This is a genomic window from Bradyrhizobium sp. BR14999 (genome assembly GCF_056106085.1).
On record NZ_CM148536.1, the window covers coordinates 818466 to 835733 of the forward strand.

Genomic DNA, 17268 nt, shown 5'->3' on the forward strand with positions numbered 1-17268 from the left:
GTTTGAGCATGATCTGTTCGGAAAACCGCTTCACACTTTTCCGGATCATGCTCTACTCGGCGGCGTCCGCCAGTGCAGCGGGTTCGCCGAGGTTACGCTCGCCCCATTCCCGGATCGCGGCGACGACCGGCACAAAACTCCTGCCCTTGCGGGTCAGGCGATATTCGACCTTCGGCGGCACCTCGCCGAAATCCTTGCGGTCGATCAGGCCGCTCGCCGTCAGCGCCTTCAATTCGCGGCTGAGCACGCGCGGGGTGATCTCCGCGCTGCCTTCCGTGCCGCGCAGCAGGCCGCTCCTGATCTCACCATAGCGGCGCGGACCGTCCTTGAGGTCCCAGACGATGCGCAGCTTGTATTTGCCGCTGATCATCTTCTGAAACGCCGCGACCGGACAGGCGCGCGCGGGGTTCGCTCTTGCCTTCGCCATGTCGTCTCCTCCATGCGCAGCCAGCGCGCGGAAGAATAGGAGCGCCGGCGAAAAAGTCCATACTATCAATTTTGTCCATACTTGCAGGATCGCTTGCAAGCCGCAGATGATGACGCACACGACGAAGTAAGGAGCGTCACATGAAGCACTTCATGATCACATATGCGTTCAGGAACGGCACGACGGAGGCCTGGCATCAGGAGATCGGCCGCTTCATCAAGGCGATCGACGGCGATCCGGAGCTGAAAGGGCGGATCGGCTATCGTGTCCTGAAGCACCGCGATGACGGCAGCTATATCCACCTCGCCAGCGTCACCGACGATGCCGCGCAAAAGGCGCTGCAATCGCGCGACTTCTTTAAAACCTATCAGGAGATGACGCGGAAGGTGGCCGGCGGCGAGGTCACGGTGACGCCGATCGAATGGATCGATCAGACGGCGTAGTGTTGAAGCGAAGCTAAGCCACAAATTCCGCTGTCGTCCCGGCGAAGGCCGGGACCCATACTCCGGAGAGGGAGTTTGGCGAAGACTCGTCGTTCGGGACTCATACCGAGCGTCATTGATAGATTCCGCGGTATGGGTCCCGGCCTTCGCCGGGACGACATAGAATTACTTCATCAACCCCGCCGCGGTCAGCGCGCGCGTGATGATCTGGCCGAGATCGAAGCTGCGTGTCCGCTCGCGCTTCGGCTCGGCCGGCTGTGCGGCGACCGCTACGCGGATCGAGCGGGCGAGATGCGGCGCGGGCGTCAGCGCCGGCTTCGGCGTTGCAGGCTTTGCCTCCGCCTTTGGCGCTGTCTCCGCAATCCAGCCGGTGAGGCCGAAGAATTTTGCGATGTGGTAGGACGAGGAGATGCCGGCCTCGATCAGGAACGCGCCTTCCATGCCGTAACGCTGGTCGTTGTCGGCGAGACCGAGCGGCGTGCCGTGCGCCATGTCGGTGATGGCGTAGGATTCGACCAGGGTCTCGCCGTCCTGGTTCCACCAAGCCTGGCGCGGATAGCCGTCGACATTGGTCTCGGCCATCGGCACCTCAGGCAGATCATGCAGATCGAGCCATTGCTTGACGATCTCGTTGGCGTTGCCGGGATTGACGGTGCGGTCGGCGCTGCCGTGCCACACCGACACCTTCGGCCAGGGGCCACGATGGTGGGTGGCGTTGCGCACGAGATCGCCGAGCTCACGCGCGGGACGCGCGGGTGAATGGAACATGCCGTCCAGCGCCTCGCGCAGATTCGAGGCGATGCCATAGGGCAAGCCCGCGATCACCGCGCCGGCTGCGAAAACTTCCGGATAGGTCGCGAGCATCACCGATGTCATGCCGCCGCCGGCGGACAGGCCTGTGATGAAGATGCGCCTCTGATCGATGCGGTGCGCTTCGACCATGTGCGTGATCATCTCGCGGATCGAACGCGCCTCGCCGCTGTCCCGTGCGGTGTCCTCCGGATTGAACCAGTTGAAACAGGTGTTGCCGTTGTTGATGCGCTGCTGCTCGGGCATCAGCAGCGCGAAGCCGTAATGCTTCGCCAGCGTCGACCAACCGGCGCCGAGATCGTAGCCGGAAGCGGTCTGGCCGCAGCCATGCAGCACGACGACGAGCGCGCGCGGCTTCTGCAGCTGCGCCGGCACGAAGGCGAGCATGCGCAACGCGCCGGGATTGTCACCGAAGCCCGTGACCTCTTGCAACGGGCTGGATGAATCCGCGCTGCGGCCGAGCTCGGCAAAGCGCAGACCGTCCAGCTTTGGCAGACGTCTCAACAGATCGACATTTCGGGCTAGTGACACGGCAACTTCCTGGTGGGCAACTTCCAACGTTCAGCCAAACCAGATAGTTGCTGCGTTGCAAAATAAAAAGTCTGTGCGCTGTCAATCCCACGAAAATCGCCGGGATTTCCCGCGGAATCCGCATGTATTAACCGCTATGCCTCAACTTGGTGCAGAGGCGCGGCGCATCCAGGCCAGAAATGCGGCGCAGATCATGATTAATGTCACAAACAGCGCAAGCGAGACGAGAAATCCTGCGCGCGCTGATTGCAACGATTCGACGGCGAAGAACACCGCGCCGATTGCGGCCACTCCGGCCGCATTTCCGATCTGCGCCGTGGTGCCGTACATGCCGGAGGCCGAGCCTGCTGCGACAGGTTTTACGCTCGCGAGCACCGCGCCCGACAACGGCGCCATCACCAATCCCTGACCGTAGCCGAAGACGATCATCGTAAGCGCAAGCGCAAGCGGCGTCGGTGCATCGACATAGAACGCGACGAGCGCGAGCGCGGCAAGACCTGCGATCTGGAGCGCGCAGCCCTCGAGCAACACCTTGGTGCCGCGATGTCGCGCCCGCGCGCCGCTGTGGCGCGAGGCCACGACGAAGGCGAGCGCGAGCGGGATGAAGGCCATGCCGGCCGAGAGCGGCGGGATCTTCAGGCCGCGCTGCATGTACAGCGTCATCACCAGATAGAACGAGAGGTTGGCGACGAAAAAGAAGAACGCCGCGCCGAGGCCGCGCAGGAAGGCGGCGTCCGACAGCAGCGTGAGATCGACCAGCGGCATGCCGCCGTCACGCGCGACCGCGTGCTCCAGCTTCAGGAACGCGGCGAGGATCGCGCCGCCGATTGCCATCACCGCCCACAACCACGGCGCCCAGCCGGCATCATGACCGAACAGCAGCGGGCCGATCAGGCACAACAAGCCTGCGAACAGCACCACGCTGCCCTTGATATCGAGCTTTGTACCTGATCGCCGCAGCACCGACGGCATGATGCGCCAGGCGGCAGTGGCGATGGCGAGGCCGCTGGGGACGTTGACGAAGAACACCGCGCGCCAGCCGGTGCCGGCGAGATCGAGCGTGACCAGCAGACCGCCGAGCAGGAAGCCCGCGGCGCCGGCAAGCCCGAGCACGATGCCGTAGATGGCGAAGGCGCGGCTGCGCGTCTCGTCGGTGAACAACAGATGCAGCGTCGCCAGCACCTGCGGCACCATCAGCGCCGCGGTCGCGCCCTGCGCCAGCCGGGCGATGATCAGCTCCGCGCCGGATTGCGCAAGCCCACACCACAGCGAGGTCAGCGTGAAACCCAGCACGCCGGCGAGGAAGACGCTCTTCGTGCCGTGGATGTCGCCGAGCCGGCCGCCGGTGACCACCAGCGTGGCATAGGCGATCAGGTAGATCGCAATGACGGATTCGATCTGCGCCGGCGACGCTTTCAGATCGACCGCGATGGTGGGAATGGCGACGTTGACCACGAAGGCGTCGACGCCGAACATGAACTGCGCGGCGACGACGATGGCCAGCACCCACCAGCGGCGCGAGGAATCGAGTTGTTGTGTGACGATCTGATGCATCGGCGCATGACCCCGGACTATCGTTGCCCGATCATTTCAGATCGCGCGTGGTGTCGCGATTACCTGCGAGGTAGGATTCCCGCGCTTCCGCGATTGCTTCGCCTCTCCCCGCGTGCGGTAGGGCTATCGCATATGGCGTGAATAATGCTTCGGCATCGGCAGTGGGCTCCCTCTCCCGCTTGCGGGGGAGGGCTGGGGTGGGGGTGCCTCCGCGTCGGGATTGTCGAGAATTGCGGAGGCGATCCCAGTGCGGTGAGAGCCCTCACCCGCCGCGCTCGGGACGATGCTTCGCATCGCCCGGGACGCGTCGGCCTCTCCCGCAAGCGGGAGAGGCCGAGCAAACTCGCGGGTGGTCCCCGCGAAATGCATATGCGATAGCCCTACCGCGTGCGGGGAGAGGCCGGAATTCAAACGCAGTTTGAATTCCGGGTGAGGGGGAGCTTCCGCGAGTCGCACTGCCACTGAATTTGCGGAAGCAGTCCCTCACCCCGCCCTCTCCCCGTAAGAACGGGGAGAGGGAGACGAGACATCTCATCGCGCCTCCGCGCATGCCTGCATTCCGCCGCGCGGGACATCGTGCGATTGCGTTCGCTTCCGCGAGCACGTAGCCTTGCCGCTTCAACAACCAGAAAATCAAAGCCGGAGAGAACGCCATGGCGCGCCTGAAATTCGGAGCCTTTCTTGCCCCGCATCACCCGATCGGGGAGCATCCGATGCTCCAGTTCCGGCGCGATCTCGACCTGGTCGAGCAGCTCGATAACCTCGGTTATGACGAGTTCTGGTGCGGCGAGCATCACTCTTCCGGCTGGGAGATGATCGCATCGCCCGAGATGTTCCTGGCCGCGGCCGGCGAGCGCACCAAGCGGATCAAGCTCGGCACCGGCGTGGTGTCGCTGCCCTACCACCACCCCTTCAACGTCGCCCAGCGCATGGTGCAGCTCGATCACATGACCGGCGGCCGCGCCATCTTCGGCTCCGGTCCCGGCGCGCTCGCCTCCGACGCGCACACGCTCGGCATCGACCCGATGACGCAGCGCGACCGCCAGGACGAGGCGATCGGCGTGATCCGCCGCCTCTTCAACGGCGAGCGCGTCACCGCGAAGAGCGACTGGTTCACCATGAACGACGCCGCACTGCAGATCCTGCCGCTGCAGGAGGAGATGCCGTTCGTGGTGGCCTCGCAGATCTCTCCGTCCGGCATGACGCTGGCCGGCAAATACGGCATCGGCATCATCTCGCTGGGCTCGATGACGACGCAGGGGCTGATGTCGCTGCAACAGCAATGGCAGTTCGCCGAGGACGCGGCGAAAAAGCACGGCACCACGGTGAGCCGCGCCGACTGGCGCGTGCTCCTGACCTGGCATATCGCCGAAACCCGCGAGCAGGCGCGCCGCGAAGCGGGCGCCGGGCTGATGCGCTGGCACAACGAATATAATGTCGGCACGCTGCAGCGGCCGGGTCTCACCGCGTTCTCCTCGCCCGACGAAGCCGTGGACAAGACCGCCTTCGTCGAGGGCGCAGCCTCCACCATCGGCACGCCCGACGATCTCGTCAAAACCATCAAGAACGTGATGCAGGTGTCCGGCGGGGTCGGCGCCATCATCGGCTTCGTGCACGACTGGGCCAATCCGGAAAACACCCGCCGCAGCTGGGACATGGTAGCGCGCTACGTCGTCCCGGAGATCAACGGCTACATCGACGGTCTTCGCAAGTCGCAAAAATTCGTGATCGAGAACCGCGCGATCTTCGAGCGTGCGGGCCAGGCCGTGATGGCCAAGATCATGGAGAACGAGAAGGCCGCCGAGGCGCTGAAGGTGACCGGCCCCGGCCGCGTCGCCATCCCCGCCGTCAACGCCCCGGATTTGCAGAAGGAAGCGGCGAAGCGGTAGGCTGCAGCCATCTCTACTCGTCGTCCCGGCGAAAGCCGGGACCCATAACCACCGAATTGTGTTTGGCGAAGATTGGTAATTGCCAGCTCGCAACAAACTACTTCCTGGGGTTATGGGTCCCGGCCCCCGTGCGCAATTGCGCACTAGGCCGGGACGACGATGGTACGTGTCGCGATTTTGTGCGCAAGACGACCCCCGCTCATCGCGACCGGATCGTGCTATGCTCGCGGAGCTTGCCAACCGGAGCAATCGTCATGTCGATGCAGAATGTGGCCGCCCCTGCGCTTGGCTTCACCCCGCCGAGACGCAATGAGCTGACCCACATCCCCGGCGACGAAGGCTGGCCGATCATCGGCAAGACCCTGCAGGTGCTCGCCGACCCCAAGGGGCACATCGAGGCGAACGGCGCCAAATACGGCCCGGTCTACCGCACGCACATTTTCGGCGAGACCAATGTCGTGCTGCTCGGGCCCGAGGCCAACGAGCTCGTGCTGTTCGACCAGCAGAAACTGTTCTCGTCGACGCATGGCTGGAACAAGGTGCTCGGCCTGTTGTTTCCGCGCGGCTTGATGCTGCTCGATTTCGACGAGCACCGCCTGCATCGCAAGGCGCTGTCGGTCGCGTTCAAGGCCGGGCCGATGAAGTCATATCTCAGCGATCTCGATCGCGGCATTTCCGCGCGCGTGGCGCAGTGGAAGGCCAAACCCGGCGAGATGCAGCTTTATCCGGCGATGAAGCAGCTCACGCTCGATCTCGCTGCGGCCTCGTTCCTTGGCGCCGACATCGGCCCCGAGGTCGACGAGATCAACCGTGCCTTCGTCGACATGGTCGCGGCCGCCGTCGCCCCGGTCCGCCGCCCCCTGCCCGGCACCCAGATGGCGCGAGGGGTGAAGGGACGCAAGCGCATCGTCGCCTATTTCCGCCAGCAGATTCCGCTGCGACGCGGCAATCACGGCGGCGATGACCTGTTCTCGCAGCTCTGCCGCGCCACCCACGAGGACGGCGCGCTGCTCTCGGAGCAGGATATCATCGACCATATGAGCTTTTTGATGATGGCGGCGCACGATACACTGACCTCGTCGCTGACCTCCTTCATCGGCGAGCTCGCCGCCAATCCGGACTGGCAGGACAGACTACGGGCAGAGGTCCTCGCGCTCGGCCTTGCCCCGGATGCACCGAGCAGCTTCGACGATCTCGAGAAGATGCCGCTGACGGAGATGGCGTTCAAGGAGGCGCTGCGGATCAAGCCGCCGGTCCCCTCGATGCCGCGCCGCGCGATGCGCGATTTCACTTTCAAGGGGTTTACGATTCCGGCCGGCACCGCCGTCGGCGTCAATCCGCTCTACACCCATCACATGAAGGACATCTGGCCGGAGCCGGACCAGTTTGATCCAATGCGCTTCACCGAGGAGGCGCAGCGTGGCCGCCACCGCTTCGCCTTTGTGCCGTTCGGCGGCGGCGCGCATATGTGCCTCGGCCTGCATTTCGCCTATATGCAGGCGAAATGCTTCGCGCGGCATTTCCTGCAGAACATCGAGGTATCGCTGGAGCCGGGCTACAAGCCGGACTGGCAGATGTGGCCGATCCCGAAACCGCGGGATGGTTTGCGGGTGCGGGTGACGGCGGTTTAGCGCCACCGCCGTCATTGCGAGCCAACGGGTCCGCGCGAAGCGCGGCCCGATGACAGGCTCCGCGAAGCAATCCAGAATCTTTCCATGGAGGGATTCTGGATTGCTTCGTCGCAAGGGCTCCTCGCAATGACGGAAACCTGCTTTCGTAGGGTGGGCAAAGGCGCGGAGCGCCGTGCCCACCATGTCTCTCCCGGTTTGAACACCGACGGTGGGCACGGCGCGCGAAGGGCGCGCCTTTGCCCACCCTACGGCTTCGGCGCCCGTGGCTCCTACGCCCCCTGATCGAACGCTTTGCGCAAGGCCACATAACCCTGCTGCTGCTGGCTCCAGTTGCGGCCGCCGGTCATGGCACCGTCGATGACGAGGTCGTGGCCGTTGATGAAGCTGGATTCGTCGCTCGCCAGGAACACCGCGGCATGGGCGATGTCATCAGGGAGACCGGCGCGCGGGATCGGCTGCGCGGTCTTGTAGACCTCGCGCATCACCGCCGGCGTCTTCTCGGCCGCGTCGGTCGACAGCCCCAGCGCCTTGCCGAAGATGCCGGTTGCGATCGCGCCGGGCGAGATCGAGTTGACGCGCACATTGGACTCGCCGAGCTCCATCGCTACGCATTTGGTGAGATGGATCACCGCCGCCTTGGCCGCGCTATAGACCGTCGAGGACGAGAACCCGGCGAGACGGCCGGCGATGCTGCCATTGTTGATGATGCTGCCAAAACCCTGCTTCTTCATGTGGGGCGCGGCGTGCTTCATGCCGAGCATGACGCTGCGCACCAGCGTCGCCATCGCCGCATCGAACCGCTCGGCCTCGAGGCCCTCGATGCCGCCGGTCTGCGCCGGGCCGCCCGCATTATTGAACAGACAGTCGATCCGGCCGAATCTGTCGACCGCGAGCGCGATCAGCGCCTGCAACTGCGCTTCGACCGTGACGTCGGTCTGGCGGAAGATGCAAGTCGCCCCGAGCTGCTTCGCCAACGCCTCGCCTTCCGGCACGCGCCGACCCGCGATCACAATTTTGGCACCTTCGGCAACGAAGACTTCCGCGGTACGCAATCCGATCCCGCTCGTCGCGCCGGTGATGACCGCAACCTTGCCGTCTAGCCTGCCCATGGATTGTTCCCGTTTTTGAATGATTTGATTTTCAGATGGCGGACACTGACAGATGACGGCGCCGCGACGGTCACTATTCCCGCCGGCCCGCGGCAAGGCAAGCTTTGCTTGCGCGTCCGACATGCGTAACATTCGCAACCATGGCTCGACTTTCGAACGGGCATCGCGACCGGGCGGGGCATGGGAAAGCTGATCGACGAGTTCCGCAAAGGCTGGCAGGGCGTGGCACCGCCATCGCTCGGTCTGAGCATCGCCTTCGCGGCCGCCTGCTTGCTGATTGCGACGGCGGCGCGCTGGGGTCTCGCGCAGGTCCGGCCCGACGTCTACTTCACCCCGTATTTCCCGGCCGTGTTCTTTGCCGCCGCGTTCGGCGGCTTCCGGATCGGCGTCGTGACGGCACTCGTCGGCGGCGTGCTCGGCGTCGTCGTCAATTTCAGCGATGCCTTTGCCGATCACGCGCGATTTGCCCTGCTGGCGCTTTACTGGGCCGTGAGCGCACTGACCATCTGGGGTGTCGAGCATTATCGCTCGCTGCTGATCGAGCAGCGCCGGATTTCCAAGCGCCTGATCGAGGAAGAAGACTATCGCAAGCTGCTGGTCGATGAGCTCCAACACCGGCTGAAAAACAAGCTGTCGACGGTGCACGCCGTGCTGCACCAGGTGCTGCACGACCAGCCGCAGGTCTGGGCCCGCATCGATCCGAGGCTGCGGTCGCTGGCCACGACCGACGATTTGATCTCGCGGATCGACAAGGCGGGCTGCGACATCCGCGATCTCCTGATCGCGGAGCTCGGGCCTTACGGCCACGTCCGCTTCACGCTCAATGGCGACCGGCTGTTCCTGCCGCCGAAGCTCGCGGTCACGCTGTCACTGATGTTTCACGAGCTCGCCACCAACGCGGGCAAATATGGCGCGTTCTCGGCGCCGCGCGGATTGTTGCAGGTGTCATGGACCGTCAGCGGCGATCGCCTGACCATCACTTGGGACGAGACCGAGGGACCAAGCATCGGCGAGGTGTCGGCGCCGGGCTTCGGCACCAAATTGCTGAAGTCGGCGCTAACCGCCTTCGACGGCAAGACCGAGCTCTCATTCTTGAAGACGGGCCTCCATTGCATCATGCAATGCCGTATCCCCAAGGGCGGCTGACGGACAGCAAAGTTCGGTCGATCGGTCACCTCTCCCTACGCCGGGCAATCGCATATGGCCTTTGGGGCGGCCTGAGCGCGCGCCTCGTGCTTCGAGACGACCGCGGAGCCTGTCATCGGGCCGCGCTTTGCGCGGACCCGGTGGCGGTCTCCTCAGGATGAGGCTAAGATTTGCTGCCGCACACTCCGCCCTCATCCTGAGGAGCCGCCTCAAGCGGGCGTCTCGAAGGATGGCCGCAGGGAAGTCGCTTTCAAATGCGATTGCCCTGTCTCCCTACGGGAGAGGTGTCGACTACGGCTTGCACCGTTTCAACCGAAACTCATCGCGCGATGAAGTTCGATACAAGCGAAAGAGAGCCGCGCGCTCCGCTCGCAGTTTGGCGGGGCTCATTGACCCTCTGTTAATGACGATCGACGTCACGCGTCGGATCGTCGCAAGTTTCGTCCAAAACACCCCCGTATTTCTTCGGACCCCTTAACCAAACTTAAGAGGGAACCGCGCTAGATCGCGCCCATTGCAAAAGCGCGCTGAAACAACAAGATTCATGACTTCTATGAACGACAACGAATATTTTGGCGCGAGCGAAGCCGAGCTCGGATTTCTCAAGGAAATCGTTAGAATGCTGCCGGCCGGCCTCACCGTGCAGGACGCGCACGGCGAGCTTTTGCTGGTTAACGATGCCGCGGCTTCCCAGCTCGGCATGGACGGCAGCCGTCCCTCGCCCGATCTCGCGCCGCGCCGCGAAGCCTGCCGACAGGCGCTGAGCGCCGGCCAGGCGGTCGTCACCGAGGAAGCCCTTCACAACGGCGCCGCGCGCCAGGTGCTGCTCACGACCCATCGTCCTGTCCGCCTCGCCGGACGCCAGCTCCTGATCTCGGCATCCTCCGACATCACCGAGCAGAAGAATTTCGAGGACCAGCTGTTCCGCTCGGCCTATTTCGACGAGCTGACCGGGCTGCCCTCGCGGCGCGTGATCGAGCATCGCACCAACGGCCTGCTCGCACGCGATCGCGGCGAGCGTTTCGCGCTGGCCTTTCTCGACGTCGACAATTTCAAGCATATCAACGACTATTACGGCCACGCCGTCGGCGATGCGCTGCTGGTCGAGCTGTCGAAGCGGCTCGGACGCGACTTGCGCGATTCCGACATGCTCTCGCGCATCTCCGGCGACGAATTCCTGCTGCTGCTGTCGCCGATCCAGAGCCAGGAGGAAGTCGCCGAATTCATGCAATCGACGCTGCAACGGCTGACCGCGCCGTTCTTCATCGACCATTCGGAAATCTTCGCCTCCACCTCCGTCGGCATCAGCCTCTATCCCGATCATGGCAGCAGCTTCGAGACCCTGCGCCAGAACGCCGATATCGCGATGTACCGCATCAAGAACGACGGCAAGGGGTCGGCAGCCTTCTTCGACTCCAGCATGGAGCGCGAGGCGCTGGCGCGGATGAAGGTCGAGCAGTCGCTGCGGCTCGCGATCCTGGAAAAGCGCTTCTGCTGCGCGTTCCAATCCAAGGTCGACATCAGAACGCAAGCGGTGAAGGGTATCGAGGCCCTGGTGCGCCTGCGCGACGACGAAGGCGTGATCCAGGCGCCCGGCTCGTTCATCAACCTCGCCAGCGAGCTCGGGCTGATCGACGAGCTGACCCACCTCGTGCTGGCCGAGATCGTCAAGTCGATCGACCTGATCAACGAGACATTCGGCGCGGAAGCGACCATCAGCATCAACGTCGCCGCCAAGCAGGCCGGCAACCCCGAATTCATGCGCAGCTTCGCGCAGGCGCTGGACGACACCGGTTTTCCGCAGCGTTTCATGATCGAGCTGACGGAAGACGCCTTCGTCGCCAAAAATCATTTCCAGGACGAGATCCTGCCGATGTTCCGCAAGCTTGGCGTCGGCATCTCGATCGACGATTTCGGTACCGGCTATTCCTCGCTCTCGGCGCTCGCCGACATCACCGCCGACGAGATCAAGATCGACCGCTCCTTCATCACCGACATCCATAAGCGTCCGCGCAGCCAGGGCATTCTGCGCGCGATCGAATCCTTGAGCGAAGCGCTCGGCATGACCGTGATTGCCGAGGGCCTCGAATCCTACGAGGAGCTCGCCTATCTCCAGGCCGCAACCAAGATCCGCTACGCGCAGGGCTATTACTTCTCCCGGCCGATCTTCCTGGAGGAGCTGAAGTTCGCAACGACGGTGGCCAGCGAAGCGCGGGTCAACGTGGCCAGCCGCCCGATGCAGCAGAACCGCCAGGGCTATTCGCGAGCGAGCGGGTATCGGCGGTAGGGGTGCGACGGCAACACCCTCAATGTCGTCCTGGCGAAAGCCAGGACCCATTACCCCGGGAAGGGGTTGTGGCGCGAGCTGGTAACCACGAATCTTTGCCAAGCCACCTTTTGGGGTAATGGGTCCTGGATCTGCACTCCGCTTCGCTGCGCTTGTCCAGGACGACGCCGGGGATGGACGACCCGGCAAGCAACCCAATTCCCCCTTTGAAATTACTGGCCTTTTGGTAATACACAGGCTGACTTCCCGCGAGGTACGTCATGTCCGCCGCCTCCTCCATCAGCGACCCCGCCTATCTTCGTGCGCGCGCGATGGAGACGCTGTTCGAGCGGCTGGAAAAGCTGTGCGAGGGCGCGATCGCGATCGACCGGGGCGGGCGGGTCGTCTACGTCAACGAAAAATATCTCACAGCGCTCGGCCTCAAGCGGACCTCTGAGGCGATCGGCCGTCCCATCGAGGAGGTCATTCCGAACAGCCTGATGCGGAAGGTGGTCGAGACCGGCGAGCCGATCCTGCTCGACATCATGGAGCTCGGCGGCGAGCAACTGGTCGTCACCCGCATGCCGATCGAGGACGAGAACGGCAAGGTGATCGGCGCGATCGGCTTCGTGCTCTATGACCACCTCGAGAGCCTGAAACCCCTGCTCGCCCGCGTCGCCCAGCTGGAGAGCGATCTGCGGTTGGCGCGGCGGCAATTGTCCAACGCCCGCGCGGCGCGCTTCACCTTCGCCGACTTCGTCGGCACGACACCGGCCATCGCACAGGCCAAGGAGCTCGCAAGCCGCGCCGCACGGCAGAGCGTCACGGTGCTGCTCACCGGCGAAACCGGAACGGGCAAGGAGATGCTGGCGCAGGCGATCCACAACGCCTCGTCGCGGGCGGAGAAGCCGTTCGTCAGCGTCAATGTCGCGGCGATTCCCGACACGCTGATCGAGTCGGAATTCTTCGGCACGGCGCCGGGCGCCTATACCGGCGCCGACCGCAGGGGGCGCGAGGGCAAATTCCGCATTGCCGACGGCGGCACGCTGTTCCTCGACGAGATCGGGGAGATGCCGCTGCAATTGCAGGCCAAGCTGCTGCGCGTGCTGCAGGAGCGCGAGATCGAGCCGCTCGGCTCGGACAAGATCTCCAGGGTCGACGTGCGCGTGGTCGCCGCGACCAATGTGGATCTGCGCAAGCGCGTCAGCGAGGGCACGTTCCGCCCCGATCTTTACTATCGCCTCAACGTGCTCTCGATCGACTTGCCGCCGCTGCGCCGGTGCCTGGATGATCTTCCCGATATCTGCGCCCGGCTGCTCGAGGACATCAGCGCATCCGGCGACTATGTCAGCGCCCGGATCACGCCGAGCGCGCTCGCCGCACTCGCGCGCTATGACTGGCCGGGCAACGTGCGCGAGCTGCGCAACATCCTGGAGCGAGCGCTGATCCTCAGCGATTCCGGGCGGCTGACGGGCGAGGATTTCGTTCGCATCCTTCCCGTCGGTGCCGAGGTCAGACTAGCTCCGCCCGAACGCCCGGCCGGAACGGTCGTGCCCTATGCCGAAGCCGAGGCCGAGTTCGAGAAGCACACGCTCGAACAGGCGCTCGCCGCCAGCAACGGCCAGATCTCCGAAGCCGCCAGGATGCTGCGGATCTCGCGCGCCACCTTCTACAAGAAGCTCGCCAAGTTCGGCCTCGCCGCGGGGCCGGCCTCCGTCTGAGTTTCGAGACACGGGACTGTCCGAAGTCTCGGATTCCGGACAGCGCAGCTCGCCGCTTTGTCCGGATGACTCCACTGAAATTGCTGGGGTTTCGCCCATTTGCACCAATTGACGCCATCTGGCGCGGACCTTGCTCTTCGCTCTTGCACAATGACGCGTGCTGCACACGCGCATTCGCAACCAGGGAGGACGCAAGATGAGTGAAGCGATCTCGGTCCATCAGCTTCAGGCCAAACAGCCCTCGCACGTCACCGTCGCCACCGCGAGCCTGATCGGCACGGCCATCGAGTGGTACGACTTCTTCCTCTACGGCACCGCCGCGGCGCTGATCTTCAACAAGCTGTTCTTTCCGACCTTCGACCCGATGATGGGAACGTTGCTGGCGTTCGCGACCTATGCGCTCGGCTTCATCGCGCGCCCGCTCGGCGGCGTCGTGTTCGGCCATTACGGCGACAAGATCGGCCGCAAGACCATGCTTTATCTAACGCTGTTGATAATGGGCGCCGCCACTGCGGCGATCGGCTTCCTGCCGACCTACGAGACCGCCGGCATCTGGGCTGCGATCCTGCTCGTCACCTGCCGCCTGATCCAGGGCTTTGGCTTAGGGGGCGAATGGGGCGGCGCGGTGCTGATGGCGGTCGAGCATGCGCCCGCCGACAAAAAGGGCTTCTACGGCAGCTGGCCACAACTCGGCGCACCGCTCGGCCTCGTGCTCGGCACGCTGGTGTTCTCGGTGGTGTCCTCGATGCTGACCGACGCGCAGCTCTATGCCTGGGGCTGGCGTATCCCGTTTCTGTTCTCGATCGCGCTGGTGCTGGTCGGCCTGTGGATCCGCTTCACCATCGCGGAATCGCCGGAGTTCCAGAAGGTCAAGGATACCAAGCAGGAAGTGAAAATGCCGATCGTCGACGCGATCCGGATGTATCCCAAGAACATCCTGCTGGCGATGGGCGCGCGCTTTGCCGAGAACGGCTTCTTCTACATCTACGCAACCTTCGTGCTCGCTTATGCCACGCAATCGCTCGGCATGAACAAGCAGGACATGCTCAACGGCGTCTTGATAGGCGCGGCGATCGAGACCTTCACCATTCCGACGTTCGGCGCGCTCTCCGACCGCGTCGGGCGGCGGCCGATCTACATCTTCGGCGCGGTGTTCTCGGCGCTGATGTCGTTCCCGCTGTTCATGCTGCTGGCGACCAAGAACCCGCAATATGCCTGGATCGCGATCGTGCTGGGCCTCGCCGTCGGGCACGCCGCGATGTATGGCCCGCAGGCGAGCTTCCTGTCGGAGCTGTTCGGCACCAAGGTGCGCTATAGCGGCGTCTCGCTCGGCTACAACCTCGCCTCGATCTTCGCCGGCGCGCTGTCGCCGCTGATCGCGACGGGATTGATGACGGCGTACGCGCCGGCGACCTGGCCGATTTCGCTCTACATGATCGCGCTGGCGCTCATCACTGTCGTGTCGGTCTACTTTGCCACCGAAACGCGCAAGATAGTTCAGGGCTGAGTGTCCCGATCAGGCCTTCCAGCGCGAGGAGCAGCCTGTTCCAGGGCTGCTTCTCGCGATAGGATCAGGCACCAACGGCATGCGGTCGAAACGATCGGGAGGAACGCCGTGAGCCAGCACCCAGCTCTGCCTTACCTGCGCAATTCCGAGAAGGGCAAGATCGTCACCGCAGCCGAGGCGGTCATGCTGATCCGCGACGGCGATACGGTGGCGACCGGGGGCTTCGTCGGCATCGGCTTTGCCGAGGAGATCGCGATCGCACTGGAGGAGCTCTATCTCTCCAACGAGGGCGATGCGCCCTATACGCAAGGCAAGCCGCGCAATCTGACGCTGGTCTATGCCGCCGGCCAGGGCGACGGCAAGCATCGCGGCCTCAATCATTTCGCGCATGAGGGCCTGGTCCGCCGCGTGATAGGCGGGCATTGGGGCCTTGCGCCGAAGCTGCAGCAGCTTGCGATCGCGGGCCAGATCGAGGCCTATAACCTGCCGCAGGGCGTCATCACCCATCTGTTCCGCGACATCGCGGCGCGGCGGCCCGGCCACATCACCCGCGTCGGCATGGGCACCTTCGTCGATCCCCGACACGGCGGCGGCAAGCTGAATGCGCGCACCACCGAGGACATGGTGGAGCTGATCACACTGCGCGGCGAGGAGTGCCTGCTCTACAGGACGTTTCCGATCAATGTCGGAATCATCCGCGCCACCACCGGCGATCCCGACGGCAACCTCACGATGGAGAAGGAGGCGCTGACGCTGGAGGCGCTGGCCATCGCCATGGCCGCGCATAATTCGGGCGGCATCGTCATTGCCCAGGTCGAGCGCGTCGCCGAGGCCGGCAGTCTCAATCCACGCCAAGTGAAGATTCCCGGCATTCTCGTTGACTGCGTCGTCGTGGCGAGGCCGGAGAACCATTGGCAGACCTTCGGCACGCCATACAATCCGGCCTTCTCGAGCGAGATCCGCGTCCGTGCCGCCTCGCTGCCGGTGATGCCGGTCAGCGAGCGCAAGATCATCGCCCGGCGCGCCGCGCTCGAATTGAAGGCCAACAGCGTCGTCAATCTCGGCATCGGCATGCCCGAAGGGATTGCCTCGGTCGCCAACGAGGAGCGGATCATCGATTTGATCACGCTGACGGCGGAGCCGGGCGTGATCGGCGGCATTCCGGCGAGCGGCATCGATTTCGGCGCGGCGATCAACACGCAGGCGGTGATCGACCAGCCCTATCAGTTCGACTTCTACGACGGCGGCGGCTTGGATGCCGCCTTCCTCGGCCTCGCCCAGGTCGATCGTGCCGGCAACCTCAATGTCAGCAAGTTCGGGCCGAAACTCGCGGGTGCCGGCGGCTTCATCAATATCAGCCAGAATGCCAAGGAGGTCATCTTCGTCGGCACCTTCGGTGCGGGCAAGCAGCGCATCGCGGTGAACGACGGCAAGCTCGTCATCCTTGACGAAGCCAAGTCGCGCAAGTTCGTCGATAGCGTCGAGCACGTCACCTTCAGCGGCCCGTTTGCCGCCGCGCGCAAGCAGCGCACGCTGTACGTCACCGAGCGCTGCGTGTTCGAGCTCAGGCCTGATGGCCTCGAGCTGACGGAAGTTGCGCCCGGCATCGACATCGAGCGCGACATCCTGCGCCTGATGGATTTCAAGCCGCTGATCCCGCGCGATCCTGCTCTGATGGACGGCCGCATCTTCCGCGAAGATCTCATGGACCTGCGCGAGCGCCTGCTCACCATCCCGCTCGACCAGCGCTTCACGCTGGACGAGCAGCAGAATTTGTTCTTCGTCAATCTGGAGCGCTACCCGCTGCGCAGCAAGGCCGAGATCGACACCATCGCCTCCATCGTCGAGGCGAGGCTCGCCCCGCTCGGGCGCCGCGTCTACGCCATCGTCAATTATGACAATTTTTCCATCCTGCCGGAGCTGATGGACGATTATTCGGCCATGGTCCGCAGCCTGGTCGATCGCTTCTATTCCGGCGTGTCGCGCTACACCACGTCGGGCTTCCTGCGCATCAAGCTCGGCGAAGCCCTGGAGAAGCGCGGCGTTGCGCCGCATATTTTCGAGAGCGCGGACGAAGCGCAGTCCGATCGGCGGCAGGTCGAAGGAGCCGGCGCAGCGCACGCCATGCAGCAGGCCCAAAAATGATGCATGCTCGTATGCGCCAAATCCGCTTCGCCGGAAGGTTCAATTGCAATGTTCGTAGTGTTGTGCAAATCGCTGTTGCCAGAAGCTTT

Annotated in this window: 12 protein-coding genes; 8 read left to right on the forward strand and 4 right to left on the reverse strand. The window is 64.1% G+C overall.

Going from position 1 to position 17268, the window contains the following annotated elements; genetic code table 11:
* Nucleotides 1-52 precede the first annotated feature (52 nt).
* Nucleotides 53-427: a winged helix-turn-helix transcriptional regulator gene (locus tag ACR9YP_RS03835; RefSeq protein WP_438103943.1), complete on the reverse strand. Its 375-nt coding sequence runs from the start codon at nucleotides 425-427 to the stop codon at nucleotides 53-55.
* A gap of 140 nt (nucleotides 428-567) precedes the next feature.
* Here ACR9YP_RS03835 and ACR9YP_RS03840 point away from each other — a divergent pair, with 140 nt between their 5' ends.
* Nucleotides 568-870 (forward strand): hypothetical protein, encoded by a 303-nt coding sequence (locus tag ACR9YP_RS03840; RefSeq protein ID WP_370991020.1) that lies wholly within the window; start codon nucleotides 568-570, stop codon nucleotides 868-870.
* Between the two features lie 165 nt (nucleotides 871-1035).
* On the opposite strand, the gene ACR9YP_RS03845 is transcribed toward ACR9YP_RS03840, so the two are convergent.
* Nucleotides 1036-2211, reverse strand: a complete 1176-nt coding sequence (locus ACR9YP_RS03845) for an extracellular catalytic domain type 1 short-chain-length polyhydroxyalkanoate depolymerase (protein ID WP_438103941.1) — start codon at nucleotides 2209-2211, stop codon at nucleotides 1036-1038.
* Nucleotides 2212-2352: 141 nt separating this feature from the next.
* The gene (locus ACR9YP_RS03850) at nucleotides 2353-3765 is read right to left on the reverse strand and encodes an MFS transporter (protein WP_438103939.1); all 1413 of its coding nucleotides are present in this window, start codon (nucleotides 3763-3765) and stop codon (nucleotides 2353-2355) included.
* A 653-nt stretch (nucleotides 3766-4418) separates the two neighbouring features.
* Here ACR9YP_RS03850 and ACR9YP_RS03855 point away from each other — a divergent pair.
* Together ACR9YP_RS03855 and ACR9YP_RS03860 are read left to right on the forward strand one after the other, a co-directional pair.
* The gene (locus ACR9YP_RS03855) at nucleotides 4419-5654 is read left to right on the forward strand and encodes an LLM class flavin-dependent oxidoreductase (RefSeq protein WP_370991017.1); all 1236 of its coding nucleotides are present in this window, start codon (nucleotides 4419-4421) and stop codon (nucleotides 5652-5654) included.
* Nucleotides 5655-5908: 254 nt separating this feature from the next.
* Nucleotides 5909-7285 carry a cytochrome P450 gene (locus ACR9YP_RS03860; RefSeq protein WP_474219045.1) on the forward strand — a complete coding sequence of 459 codons (1377 nt, stop codon included), beginning with the start codon at nucleotides 5909-5911 and terminating at the stop codon, nucleotides 7283-7285.
* A 269-nt stretch (nucleotides 7286-7554) separates the two neighbouring features.
* Here ACR9YP_RS03860 and ACR9YP_RS03865 read toward each other — a convergent pair whose 3' ends face one another.
* Nucleotides 7555-8394 (reverse strand): SDR family NAD(P)-dependent oxidoreductase, encoded by an 840-nt coding sequence (locus ACR9YP_RS03865; RefSeq protein WP_438103934.1) that lies wholly within the window; start codon nucleotides 8392-8394, stop codon nucleotides 7555-7557.
* A 180-nt stretch (nucleotides 8395-8574) separates the two neighbouring features.
* Here ACR9YP_RS03865 and ACR9YP_RS03870 point away from each other — a divergent pair, with 180 nt between their 5' ends.
* The 5 genes from ACR9YP_RS03870 to ACR9YP_RS03890 all read left to right on the forward strand — a co-directional run bounded on the left by ACR9YP_RS03870 (nucleotide 8575) and on the right by ACR9YP_RS03890 (nucleotide 17179).
* Nucleotides 8575-9540 (forward strand): sensor histidine kinase, encoded by a 966-nt coding sequence (locus ACR9YP_RS03870; protein WP_438103932.1) that lies wholly within the window; start codon nucleotides 8575-8577, stop codon nucleotides 9538-9540.
* A gap of 553 nt (nucleotides 9541-10093) precedes the next feature.
* Nucleotides 10094-11827, forward strand: a complete 1734-nt coding sequence (locus ACR9YP_RS03875; protein WP_474220996.1) for a putative bifunctional diguanylate cyclase/phosphodiesterase — start codon at nucleotides 10094-10096, stop codon at nucleotides 11825-11827.
* A gap of 260 nt (nucleotides 11828-12087) precedes the next feature.
* Nucleotides 12088-13527 carry a sigma-54 interaction domain-containing protein gene (locus tag ACR9YP_RS03880; protein ID WP_438103930.1) on the forward strand — a complete coding sequence of 480 codons (1440 nt, stop codon included), beginning with the start codon at nucleotides 12088-12090 and terminating at the stop codon, nucleotides 13525-13527.
* 196 nt (nucleotides 13528-13723) lie between these two features.
* Entirely contained in the window at nucleotides 13724-15034 is a 1311-nt protein-coding gene (locus ACR9YP_RS03885; protein WP_438103928.1) for an MFS transporter, read from the forward strand.
* 108 nt (nucleotides 15035-15142) lie between these two features.
* Complete coding sequence (locus tag ACR9YP_RS03890) at nucleotides 15143-17179, forward strand: acyl CoA:acetate/3-ketoacid CoA transferase (RefSeq protein ID WP_438103926.1); 2037 nt, start codon at nucleotides 15143-15145, stop codon at nucleotides 17177-17179.
* The last annotated feature ends 89 nt before the right edge of the window (nucleotides 17180-17268 follow it).